Origin of the sequence: Streptomyces rimosus subsp. rimosus, assembly GCF_000720725.1 — a bacterium.
GTDB lineage: Bacteria > Actinomycetota > Actinomycetes > Streptomycetales > Streptomycetaceae > Streptomyces > Streptomyces rimosus_A.
Window position 1 is genome coordinate 23,149 of the sequence record NZ_JOCQ01000041.1, and the last position, 14,596, is coordinate 37,744.

Annotated in this window: 14 protein-coding genes; 9 read left to right on the forward strand and 5 right to left on the reverse strand. The window is 71.9% G+C overall.

Annotated elements, in window-relative coordinates:
* The first annotated feature begins 263 nt into the window (after positions 1 to 263).
* From IH45_RS1000000145365 to IH45_RS0122035, 4 genes are all read left to right on the forward strand, one after another.
* Positions 264 to 788 carry an allene oxide cyclase barrel-like domain-containing protein gene (locus IH45_RS1000000145365; RefSeq protein WP_158813218.1) on the forward strand — a complete coding sequence of 175 codons (525 nt, stop codon included), beginning with the start codon at positions 264 to 266 and terminating at the stop codon, positions 786 to 788.
* Positions 789 to 798: 10 nt separating this feature from the next.
* Positions 799 to 2,100 carry an MFS transporter gene (locus IH45_RS0122025; RefSeq protein WP_030670934.1) on the forward strand — a complete coding sequence of 434 codons (1,302 nt, stop codon included), beginning with the start codon at positions 799 to 801 and terminating at the stop codon, positions 2,098 to 2,100.
* Positions 2,101 to 2,326: 226 nt separating this feature from the next.
* Positions 2,327 to 3,634, forward strand: coding sequence for a hypothetical protein (locus IH45_RS0122030; protein WP_030670937.1), 1,308 nt, complete (start codon positions 2,327 to 2,329; stop codon positions 3,632 to 3,634).
* A gap of 138 nt (positions 3,635 to 3,772) precedes the next feature.
* The gene (locus tag IH45_RS0122035; protein WP_030670940.1) at positions 3,773 to 4,876 is read left to right on the forward strand and encodes a UDP-N-acetylmuramate dehydrogenase; all 1,104 of its coding nucleotides are present in this window, start codon (positions 3,773 to 3,775) and stop codon (positions 4,874 to 4,876) included.
* Here the strand turns inward: IH45_RS0122035 and IH45_RS1000000146750 are convergent.
* Both IH45_RS1000000146750 and IH45_RS0122050 read right to left on the reverse strand, forming a co-directional pair.
* On the reverse strand, positions 4,776 to 5,831 hold the full coding sequence (locus tag IH45_RS1000000146750; RefSeq protein ID WP_394298693.1) for a FecCD family ABC transporter permease: 1,056 nt from the start codon (positions 5,829 to 5,831) through the stop codon (positions 4,776 to 4,778). The two genes, IH45_RS0122035 and IH45_RS1000000146750, sit on opposite strands and share 101 nt — an antisense overlap.
* A gap of 5 nt (positions 5,832 to 5,836) precedes the next feature.
* On the reverse strand, positions 5,837 to 6,808 hold the full coding sequence (locus IH45_RS0122050; protein WP_078897710.1) for a FecCD family ABC transporter permease: 972 nt from the start codon (positions 6,806 to 6,808) through the stop codon (positions 5,837 to 5,839).
* 204 nt (positions 6,809 to 7,012) lie between these two features.
* On the opposite strand from IH45_RS0122050, the gene IH45_RS0122055 reads away from it, so the two are divergent.
* Positions 7,013 to 8,008 carry an ABC transporter substrate-binding protein gene (locus tag IH45_RS0122055; RefSeq protein WP_050515060.1) on the forward strand — a complete coding sequence of 332 codons (996 nt, stop codon included), beginning with the start codon at positions 7,013 to 7,015 and terminating at the stop codon, positions 8,006 to 8,008.
* 32 nt (positions 8,009 to 8,040) lie between these two features.
* Here the strand turns inward: IH45_RS0122055 and IH45_RS0122060 are convergent, their stop codons facing one another.
* Positions 8,041 to 8,652 (reverse strand): GPP34 family phosphoprotein, encoded by a 612-nt coding sequence (locus IH45_RS0122060; protein WP_030670955.1) that lies wholly within the window; start codon positions 8,650 to 8,652, stop codon positions 8,041 to 8,043.
* Between the two features lie 131 nt (positions 8,653 to 8,783).
* Here IH45_RS0122060 and IH45_RS0122065 point away from each other — a divergent pair, with 131 nt between their 5' ends.
* Both IH45_RS0122065 and IH45_RS0122070 read left to right on the forward strand, forming a co-directional pair.
* A complete protein-coding gene (locus tag IH45_RS0122065) occupies positions 8,784 to 9,077 on the forward strand; it encodes an ArsR/SmtB family transcription factor (RefSeq protein WP_030670958.1) in 294 nt (97 codons plus the stop codon).
* On the forward strand, positions 9,074 to 9,466 hold the full coding sequence (locus tag IH45_RS0122070) for a VOC family protein (RefSeq protein WP_030670961.1): 393 nt from the start codon (positions 9,074 to 9,076) through the stop codon (positions 9,464 to 9,466). Before IH45_RS0122065 ends, IH45_RS0122070 begins: the two co-directional genes overlap by 4 nt.
* Before the next feature lie 141 nt (positions 9,467 to 9,607).
* On the opposite strand, the gene IH45_RS0122075 is transcribed toward IH45_RS0122070, so the two are convergent.
* Entirely contained in the window at positions 9,608 to 10,528 is a 921-nt protein-coding gene (locus IH45_RS0122075) for an NADP-dependent oxidoreductase (RefSeq protein ID WP_030670964.1), read from the reverse strand.
* Between the two features lie 83 nt (positions 10,529 to 10,611).
* Between IH45_RS0122075 and IH45_RS0122080 the strand changes: the two genes are divergently transcribed.
* The gene (locus tag IH45_RS0122080; RefSeq protein WP_030670967.1) at positions 10,612 to 11,181 is read left to right on the forward strand and encodes a TetR/AcrR family transcriptional regulator; all 570 of its coding nucleotides are present in this window, start codon (positions 10,612 to 10,614) and stop codon (positions 11,179 to 11,181) included.
* 275 nt (positions 11,182 to 11,456) lie between these two features.
* Here the strand turns inward: IH45_RS0122080 and IH45_RS0122085 are convergent, their stop codons facing one another.
* Positions 11,457 to 12,698: a hypothetical protein gene (locus IH45_RS0122085; RefSeq protein ID WP_199810704.1), complete on the reverse strand. Its 1,242-nt coding sequence runs from the start codon at positions 12,696 to 12,698 to the stop codon at positions 11,457 to 11,459.
* Positions 12,699 to 13,018: 320 nt separating this feature from the next.
* On the opposite strand from IH45_RS0122085, the gene IH45_RS0122090 reads away from it, so the two are divergent.
* Complete coding sequence (locus IH45_RS0122090) at positions 13,019 to 14,224, forward strand: cytochrome P450 (RefSeq protein ID WP_030670973.1); 1,206 nt, start codon at positions 13,019 to 13,021, stop codon at positions 14,222 to 14,224.
* Positions 14,225 to 14,596 lie beyond the last annotated feature (372 nt).

Consider the following 14,596-nt stretch of genomic DNA (forward strand, 5'->3'; position numbering starts at 1 on the left):
GGAAAGGGGCTGGCACAGCATTTGCGACGGGTCCGTCGGTCCCTTTTCCGGGCGGGGCCGAGAATGTGCCTTCCCGGCGTCCGGGACGCTGCTCGCGCCGGCCGGCGGATCTCCCGTACTCGCCGGGGTCGTCCGGGGCCGGGTGGATCTAGTGAATTCAAAGGGAAGAGGCTCGTAGATTTCCGATGAGCCCCGGACACCGGCTGAATACCGGCCACCCCGGCGGAAATGCTCGCCCGACCGACCCGTGAAACGAGGGAGATATGACCCCGACGCCCAGTCCGCTGCCGGTCCCCGGAATTCCCGCGATGTGCCCGCAGTGCCGGACCGCCCTCGACGGCCCGCTGCCGGACGGCGGGCAGACCAAGGGCGGCACGGGCTGCTTCGTACGGACCGGGCTTGCCGAGCACGCGGACATCACCTTCAACGCCACCACCGCGACGGGGCCCACGGTCGGGGACCGGAACACCCACGTGGACCGCCTCACCGACGCCGACGGCACCACCGTGGGCACCATCACCGGCGGCGGCTGGAAGGTGTTCGAACACCCCCGGGACGGCCATGTGCTGTCCTACTACCGCGAGGAGATCGAGTTCCCGGACGGCACGGTCGTCACGTCCGGCTGGATGGACTCCACCGCCGTATGGGGCGGGCAGTGGCAGAGCCTGCACGCGGTCGGCACCGGCGGCGCCTACCGCGGGCTGGTCGGCGTGCGGCAGATCCGCCAGGAGGAGCCCCGCCGGCTGTTCCGCGCCAACATCGTCCTGTGCGCCGCCGGCGGCCGGTGAGAGGGGCCCGGTGTCTTCCCTCGGACGTGCCCGGTGGGGCATCGGCGCCCTCCTGGCGGGCGGCCTGCTCGTCAACTTCGCGGACCGTACGGTGCTGTCCGTCGCGGCGCCGCAGCTGGCCGACGAGTTCGGGTGGAGCCTGAGTCAGCTGGGCGTCGTCCTCGCGGCGTTCAGCTGGTCGTACGGGCTGGTCCAGCTGCCGGCCGGCGCGCTGGTGGACCGGATCGGCGTCAAGTGGCTCAACCGCGTCGCGGTGACGCTGTGGGGCGTGGCCAGCCTGCTGCTCGCGGTCGCCGGGGGCCTCGGCCTGATCATCGTCTCGCGGCTGCTGCTGGGCATCGCCGAGGGGCCCTTCATGCTCAGCGCCGCGAAGGCCACCGCCACCTGGTTCCCCACCGCCGAACGCGCCCGCGCCACCGCCCTCTTCGACGGGGCCACGAAACTGGCCAACGTCATCGGGCTGCCGGTGCTCGCCCTCGTGGTAAGCACCTGGGGCTGGCGGGCCGGGTTCCAGTTCACCGGCGTGATCAGCCTGCTGTTCGCCGCCGTGTGGTGGTGGCGCTACCGGGACCCGGCCGAACACCCCCGGCTGGGCGCCGCCGAGCGCGCACACCTGAAAGCCGGCGGCGCGCGCGTCACCGACCCGCCGCGCGGCTCCGTCCTGCGCCCGGTACTGCGCTCCGGCCGCCTGTGGACGATGGCGCTCGGCTTCGCCTGCTACGGCTACGCCATCAACGTCGTCCTGACCTGGATGCCGGAGTTCTTCCAGCGGCAGTTCGGCACCCGCACCCTGGGCTCCGGCCTGTACTCGGCGGTCCCCTGGATCGTGGCCACCGCCGCCGAACTCGCCCTCGGCGGCTGGCTGGCCGACCGTCTCGTACGGGCCGGACGCGATCCGATGAAGGTCCGCAGAACCGTACTGACCTGCGGTCTCGCGGTGGGCGCGACCGTCGCCTTCGCGGGCACGGCGTCCAGCGGCCCGGCCGCCATGGGCTGGATGGCGCTCTCCCTCGGCGGTCTCGCGGTCGCCGCGCCGGCGGCCTGGAGCCTGCCCGGCCTGCTCGCGCCGCCCGGCGCGGTGGGCGCGGCCGGCGGGCTGATGAACTTCGCCAACGCCGCCGCCACCACGGCGGGTGTGGTCCTCACCGGCTGGCTTGCGGAGGTGACCGGGTCCTTCGGCGCGCCCTTCGTGTGCGCCGCGGCCGTCCTGGGCGTCGGCATCCTCCTGTACCGGCGGCTGCTCGTGCCGCGCCCCGGGCAGGCGCCCGCGGCCGCACCCCGCGCGGAAGGAGACGAAGTCCTGGCCCTATAGCACACGTTCGGTTGGTTCCGGGATTGCCGTGCGCATAACGCAAAGCGACTTTGCGATAATTTTCTGCCGGTGGTGATCTGCGACTGTCGGCCTCCGGTTAGGCTGCCCAGTGCTTCGTTCGCGAGCGCTGGAGGGGTTTTGTGCACAGCGGTGTGTCCGACCGGTACGAGCAGAGCAGACGGATTCTCCCGGGCATGCGCGTATTAGGCGGCGGGACGAGGCTGCCGTGAGCGACTCCGTAACGTTGTCCGCATGCCTGAAAAGGCTGTCCTGGTCCCCGGACCGGCTCGCCCGCGAGATCAACCGGGTGTGCGGCGGGGGCACGATCAGCGACAAGGCTCCCTACAATTGGCTCAAAGGCTCCCTGCCGCGGCGGCAACTTCCCGAAATCGTAGCGAGAATTCTGTCCGAAAAGCTCGGCGAGCCGGTCACGGTCCGTGATCTCTGGCCGGACAGATTTCCGGCCGCGGCGGCCGAAAAGGCTCCTTTCCCGCGGCAGCGTTCCGCCGGTGCCGCACCGGCCCCGCTGCCCGCACAGGACATGGTCGCCACCGCCGTGGACTGGCTCGTGGGCAGCGACCCGCCCATGACCTGCCGGCTGCGCGGCGAGGAGGTCGATCCCGGCATCCTCGCGGTGCTGGAGGACCGCAGCGCCCAGCTGCGCCGGCTCGGCGACGAGCGCGCCGGGGAGCTGGTCATGGACTGGGCCGTGCAGGAGCTGCGGTGGACCCGCAAGCTCATCGCCGAGTGCAGCTACGGCCGCGCGACCGGGCTGCGGCTGCACCGCACCGCCGCCGAACTCGCCCAGGTCGTCGGCTGGATGGCCGCCGACCTCGACATGGCGGGCCAGAGCGAGCGCCACCTCCTGGCCGCGCTGCGCTCCGCCCGTATCGCCGGGGACCGCGCGCTGGCCGCGTACGTCATCTCCTGCCTGAGCTACCGGTTCACCTGGAGCGGCCAGGGCCGGGAGGCACTGCGGCTGATCCAGATCGCCCGCAAGGGCACCCAGGACGAGGCACCCGGGCCGGGGCAGGCGCTGCTGGCGAGCCGGCTGGCCAGGGCGTACGCCGCACTGGGGGACGCGGTGGGCTGCCGGCGCGCGCTGGACGAGGCGCAGGAGCTGATCGGGGCCGACGGCGAGTGCCACACCGCGCCCTGGGCGTCCTGGGTGACCCCCGCCGTGCTGGTCGCCGACGCGGGCCGGTCCTGGTTGGATGTGGGCAGGTCCACCTGGGCGGAACGCCATCTGGAGCGCGGACTGGAGCTGTTCGGCGAGAGCCAGCCGCTGAACCGGCTGCTGCACTGGACCTCACTGGCCGAGGCCCGGCTGGCACACGGTGACGTGGACGGCGCCGCGACCGCGACCTGGGAGGCCCTGGGGCTCTACGAGCGGGTCACCTCGCACCGCGCCCGCGTCCGGCTGACCCGGCTGCGCAGCCGCTTCACACGCTGCGACGCGAGGGTGGCCCGGCAGGTCGCCCAGGGCACGGCGGAGGCGCTCGACGAGGCGCGCCGACTGGCCTCCTGCGGCTGAGCGCGGGCCACGGCGGGAGCTGTTGCCGTACGGTTCCCGCCGCGGCCCCGCCGGGACGCGGCGGCGCGCTCCGCCCACGGACCTCCGTGCCGCCCGGCCGGACCGGGACCGGGCAGTTGCGTCTGGAGGAGAGACACCTTGCACATCGCGTACGGAGTGCCGCTGGCGCCGATGACCACCCTGCACCTGGGAGGCCCGGCCACCGCCCTCGCCGAACTGCGGGACCTCGCCGACTTCCCCGCCGTCGTCGCCTGGGCGAAACGGTACGGCACCGCGCCCGTCTGCCTCGGGCACGGCAGCAACGTCCTCGTCAGCGACGCCGGGTGCAGCCGCCCCGTACTGCGCCTGGCGACCCGGGGCGTGGAGGTGCGCGGGGCCGCGCCCGACGGGCGGGTCCTGGTCGAGGTACAGGTCGGCCATCCGCTGCGGGACCTGGTGGAGACGACCGTCGAAGAGGGCCTGTCCGGGCTGGAGATGCTCAGCGGCATCCCCGGCACGGTCGGCGCCACACCGGTGCAGAACGTGGGCGCGTACGGCCAGGAGATCGGCGACTGCCTCGTGCGGGTACGGGCGTGGGACTGGAAGCTGGGCCGCGCGGTGACGCTGTCCGCCGCCGAATGCGGCCTGGGCCACCGCACCAGCAAGTTCAAGGGCACCACGCGCTGGACGCTGCTCACCCTGGTGCTCGCGCTGCGGCCGTCCCCGCTGAGCGCGCCCCTCACCTACCGCAGCGTCGCCGGCGTCCTGGACGTCCCCCTGGGCAGCCGGGTCCCGCTCCAGGACGCCGCGCGGGCCGTCCTGGCCGTCCGCCGCGGCAAAGGCATGGTGCTGGAGGACTCCGGCATCGACCACCGTACGGTCGGCAGCGTCTTCCTGAGCCCCGAGGTCACCGGTGCGCAGCAGGCGCGGCTGCGGGCGGCCGGTGCCCCGCTGAACTCCTTCTCCGACGGCTCGACCCGGGTCAGCGCCAGCTGGCTGATCCGCCAGGCCGGATTCGGGCTGCGCACCACCGTCGCCGACGGCGTCCGCGTGTCCTCCCGGCACTACACCCTGGTCGCGCGGTCGGGCGCGAGCGCGGCCAGCTTCGGGCAGGCCGTCGGCACCGTGCACCGCTCCGTCCTGCGGCGCACCGGCGTGGCGCTCACCTCAGAAGTCGACTTCCTCGGCGACTCGCGGACGTACCCGCCCGGTTGGCCGTCACCAGCAGCACCAGCAGGTACGGGCCGCCCACCACGCCCGTGACCACCCCCACCGGCAACTCGACCGGCGTGAAGGCGTGTTCCGCCACGAAGTCGGACACCAGCGTCACCAGTGCCCCCACCAAGGCTGACGCCGCCAGGGCCGGCCCGCCGTCGCGCACCAGGCGGCGGGCGACCGGCGCGGAGACCAGGGCCACGAACGCCACCGGGCCCGCCGCCGCGGTGGCCGTCGCCGCCAGCGCCACCCCGGTCAGCAGCAGCGCGAGCCGGGACCGTTCGACCCGTAGCCCCAGGCCCCGGGCCAGGTCGTCGCCGAGGCACAGCACGTTCAGGGGGCGGGCCAGCACGGCAGCCGCCAGGACCAGCGGCACCAGACAGCAGGCCAGCGTCGTGGCGTGCGTCCAGGTGCGGCCGCTGAGGCTGCCGGTCAGCCAGATCAGCACCTGCTGCGCGTCCCAGACCGCCGCGCTGGTCATCAAGTACGAGACCAGGCTGGACAACAGGGCGGTCGCGCCGATCCCGACGAGCACCAGCCGCTGGCCGGACAGCCCGCCGCGCCACGACAGCAGATAGATCGCCACGGCGGTGACCAGCGCCCCGGCCAGCGCACCCGCCGAGACCGCCATACCGCCGAGCCCCAGCGCCACGATGCACGTCGCCGCCGCCGCGCTCGCGCCCGACGTGATGCCGATGACGTCCGGGCTGGCCAGCGGATTGCGTACCAGACTCTGGAAGATCGCGCCCGACATGCCGAACCCCAGACCGGCGAGCAGGCCGGTGAGCACGCGGGGGAGCCGGATGTCGACGACGAACAACTGGCTCTTCCAGTCCGCCTGGCCGCGGATCGCGCCGATCACCTCCGACAGCGGTACGACGAAGTCGCCGACCACCAGCAGCGTGACGGCGGTCAGCAGCACCGCCAGGCCCAGCACGGCCACCACGGGCCGCGCGCGCCGCCGTCGTACGGCGCCGCGGACGCTCTTGGTCCGCACGGTCACGGCCGTCACAGCGCCGCCCCCTTCCGGCTGCGCACCATGGCGATGAGGACCGGCGCGCCGATCACCGCCGTCACGATGCCCACCTGTACCTCGGTCGGCCGGATCACCAGCCGGCCCACGATGTCCGCCAGCAGCACCAGCACCGGCGCGAGCACCATCGCGTAGGGCAGCAGCCAGCGGTGATCGGCGCCGGTCAGCATGCGGGCCACGTGCGGCACCGCCAGCCCGACGAACCCGATCGGCCCGGCCATCGCGGTCGCCGTGCCGCACAGCAGCACCACCGCGAGCGCGGCGGCCAGCCGTACGCGCACCACGCGCTGCCCGAGCGCCCGGGCCGTGTCGTCACCCAGCGCCAGCAGGTTCAGCGACCGGCCCAGCGACAGCGCCAGCACCGCGCCCACCGCCACGAACGGCGCCCCCTGCCAGGCCACCGCCTCGTCCCGGCCCGCCAGCGACCCGACCTGCCAGAACCGGAACTGGTCGAACGCGCTGACGTTCAGGAGCAGTACGGCCTGCGTCGCCGACGTGAGCACCGCGGTCGTCGCCGTCCCGGCCAGGACCAGTTTCAGCGGGGTCGCCCCGCTCGCGCCCATCGAGCCCACCGCGTACACCACCGCCGCGGAGACGGCCGCGCCCGCCAGCCCGAACCACACATAACCCGACAGCGAGGTGGCCCCGAAGAAGTTGATCCCGGCGACCACGAAGAGCGCCGCACCCGAATTGACGCCCAGCACACCGGGATCGGCCAGCGCGTTGCGGGCGATGCCCTGCATCACCGCGCCCGCCAGCCCCAGCGCCGCCCCCGCCAGCAGCCCGACGACGGTGCGCGGCAGCCGTAACGAACGGATCACCAAGTGGTCGGTGTCGGACGGGTCGAAACGGAACAGGGCGTCCCCGACCGTGTGCGCGGGCAGCGGTTTGCTGCCCATCATCACGCTGGCCGTGGCCAGCGCCGCCAGCACGACGAGCGCCACCACCAGCCCGGCGGCCAGGCGTAACCGCCGGTGCGGCCAACGCCGTGGCCCGGCCGCGGTGTTCGCCTGCCCCGGTGGGGGCGGCGACTGAGTGATCTGTTCCGGTACATGTGCCACAGCAGGACTATGGAAAGGCTGGCCTAACTTGGCAAGTCCGTCCATGATCTTCAAGCAAACGTGGTGCGAACCGACGAGAGAGGATCAGCCATGCTGCACACCGACGGCGCGCGGTGGAGCCGGCGGCGGCTTCTGGCCGGAGCGACGGCCCTGGGGGCGGGCCTGGTGACCGCGGGCTGCGCCCGGGCGGCGGCGTCCCGCCCCGAAGGGCCCCGGCGGTGGGCCTTCACCGACGACACCCGTACGTCCGTCGGCGCTCCCCGGCGCCCCCGTACGGTCGTGGCGTACGCGACCGCCGCGGCGGCACTGTGGGAGTACGGCATCCGGGCCGTCGGCGTGTACGGAGGGATTCAGACCAGCGGGGGCGGCGTGAACACCGCCATCCTGGGCGGCGTCGACCTGGACCGGACCACGCTGCTCGGCCGCACCTGGGGCCAGGTCAACCTCGAAGTCCTCGGCAGGCTCGCCCCCGACCTCGTCGTCGACACCCTCCAGTTCGGGGCGCACCAGATAGAGCCCAACACCCTCGGTTTCGTACGGCGGTTGGCCCCGGTGGTCGGCCTGGAGGTGTACCACACCGAGATCCCGCGGGCGGTACACCGCTTCGCCCAACTCGCGGGCGCGTTGGGCGGGGAGGCCCCAGGTCACCACCGTACGGCCTTCGAAGGCGCCCGCCGACGCCTGAAGAACACCATCAGAACCCGCCCCGGCCTGCGCGTCCTGTGCGTCTCCGCGGACCCGGACGGCTTACGCGTGGCGCGCGAGGCCTGGCCCGGCCTCCCCGACCTCAAGGGCCTCGGCCTCGATGTCGTGGTGCCGCCCACGGGCACCAGTGCTTACGCGCAGAAGCTCTCCTGGGAGGACGCCGACCGCTACCCCGCCGACCTGATCCTCATGGACGTCCGCACCAGCAGCCTCCAGCGCGACCAGCTCGCCACCAACCGCGTCTGGCGCAGCCTCCCGGCCGTCCACGCAGGCCAGACCGCTCCCTGGAACCCCGAGCCCGTCCTGACGTACCCCGCCATGACCCGCGTCTACGACGACCTGGTCACCACACTCGAACGCACCCGCCGCCTGCCGGCCTGAGCGAAGCCCCCCCCGGGCCCGCCGCCCGCCCTTCACGCGCCTCGCCAGATGTTGTCGAAGGCCGCCTTCTCGACGGTCCGCCGCTGCCGTACGGACTCCAGCTCCACCACCGCCTCGTTGACGGCGGCCAGCACGGTCAGCACGGCGTCGTCGGCGATGCCGGGGGCCTCCTCGCCATCGGCCGCCCGGTCGCGGATCCCCGCGGCGGACGCGAGGGCGGCGAGGACCGGCTCGCCCGAGGCCCAGCGGTCGGCGGCGTGACGGCGGGCCGGTGAGTCGGCCGGTTCCGCCCGGCCGCCGCGCGCGGGAACCCACCGGCGGCGCCGCCGGGCCACCTGCCCTTCCGATTCGAGTACGCCCCGGTAGATCTCCGACAGACCGCGGCCCCGGCGCCACAGCCAGTCCTCGACCGACTCGTAGGGCTCCTGCCGTACCAGCGAGGCGGCGGCCTCGGACAGCAGACGGTCGCCCGGCGGCACCGGCCCACCGGGCACGATGCGGTCGCCGTCCAGCGCGAGGGCACCGGCCGCCAGCAGATCGATCAGCTCGGCCCCGGCGAGGGCGAGCGACAGATCACCCGGCTCCACGGCGCGGCCGGCTCCCGCCTCCACGGCGGTGATCGACAGGTCCCGGGATGTGGTCATGAGCGGCTCCGGAGTGCGGGCTTCGGGCGGGACAGCGCCGACTGTAGCCGCGCCGGGCGAGGCCGCGCACACCCTGCGTACGGCGCAACCCGTCTTGATAGGCAAGTCGCGACTTGCCTATGGTGAGGGTCATGGCAGAGGACGTCTTCAAGGCGCTGGCCGACCCCACCCGTCGGCGCATCCTTGACGAGCTGGCCGAACGGAACGGCCAGACCTTGTTCGAAATATGCGCACGGCTGGTGACCAAGCACGGCCTGAGCCTGTCCCGCCAGGCGATCAGCCAGCACCTGGCCGTCCTGGAATCCGCCGGCCTGGTCGTCGCACGCCGTCAGGGCCGTTACAAGTTCCACGACCTGAACACCGGGCCCCTGGAGCACATCGTGACCCGATGGCTCACCCCCGAAGCACCGGAGAGCAGCCCATGAAGATCTACATCACCAGCGTCTTCGTCGACGACCAGGAGAAGGCGCTGCGCTTCTACACCGACGTCCTGGGCTTCGTGAAGAAGCACGACATCCCGATGGGCGAGGCCCGCTGGCTGACCCTGGTCTCGCCGGACGCGCCCGACGGCACCGAACTCCTGCTGGAGCCCTCGGGCCACCCCGCCGTGCAGCCCTACAAGACGGCCCTGGTCCAGGACGGCATCCCGGCCGCCTCCTTCGCGGTGGACGACGTCCGGGCGGAGTACGACCGGCTGCGCAAGCTCGGGGCGGAGTTCACCCAGGAGCCGCTGGAGATGGGCGGCGCCACCACCGCGGTCCTGGACGACACCTGCGGCAACCTGATCCAGATCGTGCACACCGGGACCGAGTAGGACGGCCGGGCGCCGGGAGGCCGGCGCCCGGCGCGGAGGCCCGGTCGCATCACCCGGACCGGGCCTCCACGATCAATCACGACGCGATGCGCGCCCTGATCCGGCCCTGATCCCCGGTCGCTGATACCGCCCTGTGCCGGTTCACAGGGCGATCACGATTTTGCCGTGCACATGCCCCTCGGCCTGCGTCGTCACGGCCTCGCGAATCCGCTCGACCGGGAAGGTCGCCGCGATCGGCACCGTGATCTCGCCGGAACGGATCGCGTCGGTGATCCGTTGCAGGGTGCCCGGCCCCGCATCGAGGGCGCCCGTCTGGCGCACACCGGGCGGCGGGGCGGGGCCGTCGGCCACGACGGAGATCCGCTCGGGTGCCACGCCGAGCTCCAGCGCGGTCTCGGCCGCCTCCCTTCCGAACAGGTCGGTCGCGGCGGTGATCCCCTCGGGCGCCAGGGCCCGCACCCGGTCCGCCAGGCCGGGGCCGTACGCCACGGGTTCGGCGCCGAGCCCGCGCAGGAATCCGAACGTGCCCTCGGAGGCGGTGCCGAGCACCCGGGCACCCGCGAGCTTCGCCAGCTGTACGGCGAAGATGCCCACGCCACCCGCCGCCCCGCCGATCAGGACGGTGTCCCCGGCGCGGAGCCCGATCGCGTCGAGCGCGGCGCAGGCCGTCAGGCCGGCCACCGGAAGCGTGCCCGCCACCTCGTCGCCGATGCCCTCCGGGGTGGGCCATAGCGTTTCCGTAGGTGTCTTGACCAGCACGAAGTCGGCGACGGACCGGCCGATCGCAGCCCCGTACACCCGGTCGCCGGCCGCGAATCCGGTGGCGTCGGCGCCCACCTCGTCGACCACTCCGGCGAAGTCGCTGCCGAACCCGGCCGGCAAGGTGATGCCGAACCGCGCCGCCATGTCGGGCTGTGCGGCGATCTTCCAGTCCATCGGATTCAGCCCGGCGGCCGTGACCCGGACGCGCACCTCGTCCGGTGCGGCGTGCGGCTCGGGTATCTCCGCAAGTTCGAGTACTTCGGGACCGCCGAATCGCCGGTAACGGACAGCTCTACTCATCGGTGACCTCTCTTGGCCAGTGATGGGACTTGGTCTCATCGACCCTACATCAACGATGGGACCGAGTCCCGTACACTGCTCCCATGGCTCGCTGGCAACCCGACGCACCAGGACGACTCGCTGCCGCCGCCCTCGACCTCTTCGAGGAGAACGGCTACGAGAACACGACCGTGATCGAGATCGCGGAGCGCGCCGGACTCACCAAGAGCACGTTCTTCCGGCACTTCCCGGACAAGCGCGAGGTGCTCTTCGACAAGGGCGCGGTGTCCGGTCTGCTCGTCGAAGGGATCGCCTCGGCGCCGTCGGCGGCCGGGCCGCTCGACGCGGTGGCGGACGCCCTCGAAGCGCTCGGCCGGACGTTCTTCACCGCCGACCGCCGCGAGTTCAGCGGCCGGCGCCAGGCCGTGCTGAACGCCCATTCGGAACTGCGTGAACGCGAGGCCCTGAAAAGGATCGACCTCACCACCTCGATGATCGAGGCCCTCAGCCGCCGCGGAGCCCCGGGCCTGACCGCGCGCGTGGCCGCGAAACTGGGCTCGCTCGCCTGGGAGATCGCCTTCGAGCGGTGGATCGACACCGGCAACAGCGAGGGCTTCGGCCCGCTGGCACGGCAAGCGCTCGCCGAAGTACGCGCGGCCGCAGCCGTGAGCTAGCGGTGGTGTGTTGACCGCGGACGGTAGAGATCAGTGGATGGTAGAGGTCGGCGGACGGTAGAGGTCGGCGGTCGGTATAGATCAAGGAATCTGCCGGTGGCGACGGTGTCGAGCAGGGCTTGGAGCTCCATCACCAGTGGTTGGAACTCTCGCTTCCGGCGTACCGCCACCACCGCCCGCGCTCAGCAAGCCACCTCCGAGCAGGGACGCGGAGGGCCCCGCACGGAACCGGGAAGCCGGGTTCACGTGCGGGGCCGCTCACGGGGTACGGGCCGTCAGACTCCGATCAGGCTGTAGGTACCCGTACCGTCCTGCCTGCCGCTGGAGTACTGGCGTATGAACTCCCCGTCCGCGTAACGGTCGTGGCCCATCATGGAGCCGGTGTACTTGTTCTGCACGCCGATCTTCGAGCTGCCGGGGACGTCGCGGTAGATGTAGAACCGCTGGAGGTCGTCCTCCGCGCAGGTGGCCGTCTGCAGGACCGCCCGTTCGGTGGCCGCGTTCTGCGAGGCGATGGTCGCGCACCCGCCGTTGCCCCAGTTCCAGAGGGACGCCTCAAGGACCCCGTTGCGCTCCGTCACGTTGCACAGGCGCCAGTTGTCCAGGTGGGCGCTGAAGATCGACGAGGGGCGCAGGCGGACACCGTCGTCCGCCAGGAGCGGCGCGCCCCAGGACAGGGGCTTGCCGGGTACTGCGATCTTGTAGACCTGGGCTTGGCAGTCGAGAGCGGCCCGCGCGCTACGCCCGGTGGCCTTGGGCTGTCCGGCATACGTGCCGCTGGTGAGAGCCGGACGCTGCGCGAGGTGGTCGCGCTTCTGCTCCGCCGTCGGCGCCACCGCACCCGCCGGGTGCTCGGCCTTCGCGGCGGCCGAGCCGCAGTCGAGGAGGCTTTGTGCCTTGGCCATGATGCTGCCTGCGGGCACCTTGTCCTGGCAGCGCACCGCGCCTTCCTCAAGAGTGGTGTAGGTGGTGAAGTTGCCGCCGTCGGGCCCCTCCGTCCACTTCAACGCCCACGTGCCGTCGCCCTGTTGGACGCGGTTGCAGTTGAGGCTCGCGTACGTACCGGTGATCTTCTTGGTGCCCTTGTAGGCGCCGTAGTAGCCGGGCTGGTTGAAGTTCCACGTGACCGCGTTCGACTCGCTGTTGGTGGAGGTGTAGTCGACCTTCACGTCATAGCCCAGGCTCGTGCCGACCTTGCCGAGGGCCTCGGTGCCGAAACCGCCCTCGATCTTGCCGCTGAGGCCGACGGAGACCGTGACGGTCGTCTGGGTGGTGGTGGTGACGGTCTGGGTGCCGGTGGTGCCCTCGGTGACGTACCAGCCCTTGAAGTGGGTGATCGTCGGGGACACTTCGGTGGACTTGATGTACGGGTGGCGTGTGCCGAGGTCGGCCGCCGTACAGGTGTCGCCGGGCGCGGGCGTCTGCGCCGTCGTGCCGGTGGGTGCTGCCGCAGCCGGTGACGCGGCAAGGCCCGTGGCGGTGACCGCCCAGGCGGCCGCCGTAACGGTCACTGCCATGAGTGATCTGCCGATGCGGCTGACGGGTCCTGTGGAGCGCATCATTGCCTGTTCCCCCTGGGCGTGTGTGTCCGGTCGGGGTGAATGTAGCGGCCACAGGGGGTGGCGGCGTGAGGCCGGAACTGGCCACAAAAGATCCTGGAGGGGCTTGTTCCGCCCCTGGCGCGGCCGGATGCGAATGGATCGGGGGAGGCCCGGCAGTGGGGGCGGGGTGTTTCGGACGGACGGCTGAATTCCGACCTCAACGGGATTCTAGGGAAAATCGGGTATCGCTCGTCATACGGTCATCCTCGATTTCTGGACGAGCCGAGGTGGTGACCATGCACGACCAGAGCCCGCTGCGAGCCGAGACTTGGCCGATGTCCCGGACCTGCCCGTTCTCCCCGCCGCCGGACTACGCCGCTCTGCGCGAGCGCCCCGGCCTGCCCAGGGTGACGGGCCCGAGCGGACGCACCGTGTTCGTTGCCGCACGCCATGAAGACGTCCGCGCCGTGCTCGGCGACGCCCGGCTCAGCTCCGACCGCTCGCACCCGGACTTCCCGTGGATGCGCGTCGGCGAAACCGTGTTCCCCGGCTTCAGGCCCTCACTGATCGCGATGGACCCACCCGAGCACGGCCCCGCCCGACGTGCGGTCGCCGGCGAGTTCACCACCCGCCGCATGCGGGAACTGCACCCCAAGGTCCAGCGCATCGTCGACGGTCTGCTCGACGATGTGCTGGCCGGCGCCGAGCCCGTCGACCTGGTGTCCGCGCTGGCCGTGCCGATGGCCGGTCTGGTGCTGTGTGAGCTGCTCGGCATCCCGACCAGCGACCGGCAGGAGTTCACCACCGACACCACGGTGCTGATAGCCCACGACTCCGCCGATGCGGATCGCGCCGAGTCCTTCCGCTCTCTGACCGCGTATTTCGACGCGCTGTGCGCCACCAAGATGACTGAGCGACCCGAGGACCTGCTGGGCAGGCTGGCGGGCCACCAGCTCTTCAGCGGCGGCGAGAGCCGCTGGGCCATGGTCGAACTGTGCGTACTCCTGGCCGTCGCGGGCCTGGAGACCACCGCCACGATGACCGCACTCGGCATCCTGGCTCTCCTCGAACACCCCGACCAGCTCGCCCTCCTCACCGCCGACCCCGACCTGACCCCGGCGGTGGTGGAGGAACTGCTGAGGTTCTTCTCCGTCGCCGAGCTGTCCCTGGTGCGCCGCGCCACGGCGGACATCGAGATCGCCGGCACTCTGGTACGGACGGGTGAGGGCGTCGCCGCCCTGTCCGCCGCCGCCAACCGCGACCCCGCGGCGTTCGCCGACCCGGACACGTTCGATGTCACCAGGGACAACCGCAGGCACCTGGCTTTCGGCTGGGGACCGCACCAGTGCCTCGGCGCGAATCTGGCCCGGCTGGAGCTGGGCATCGTCCTCGGCACCCTGTTCCGGCGCATCCCCACTCTCCGCCTGGCCACGCCACGCGACGAACTGCGCTACGTCAACGGCTCCGGGTTCTCGGTATCGGCACTCCCGGTCACTTGGTGACGGAGAGAAGGGTGCCGACCGTCAGCCATGCGTCCACCGGGTCGCGGTAGAGGCAGTTCGTTCTGTGCCGGTCACATACGGGCAGGCAGGGGTATGGATCGCGCCGCGCTTTCCGGACGAAGAGCTTGCGGTGATGGCAATTCACGTGACGGCCTGCTCGTTCAGGCGCATATCCGTGACTTGTTGCGTGATCTGATGTGTGAGTTCCGGGCAGGGGTGGGTCGTCCTGCTGCCCGGTAATCGAGCGGCGCCACTGGTCGAGCGTGTGACCTGCGGATTTTGCCGTTCTGATTTTGGCGGGTAGTGGAATCCGGCGGGATCTGCTAACCGTCGCGGTAGTGGTGGAAATTCTCGACAACAGGCCGGAGTTGC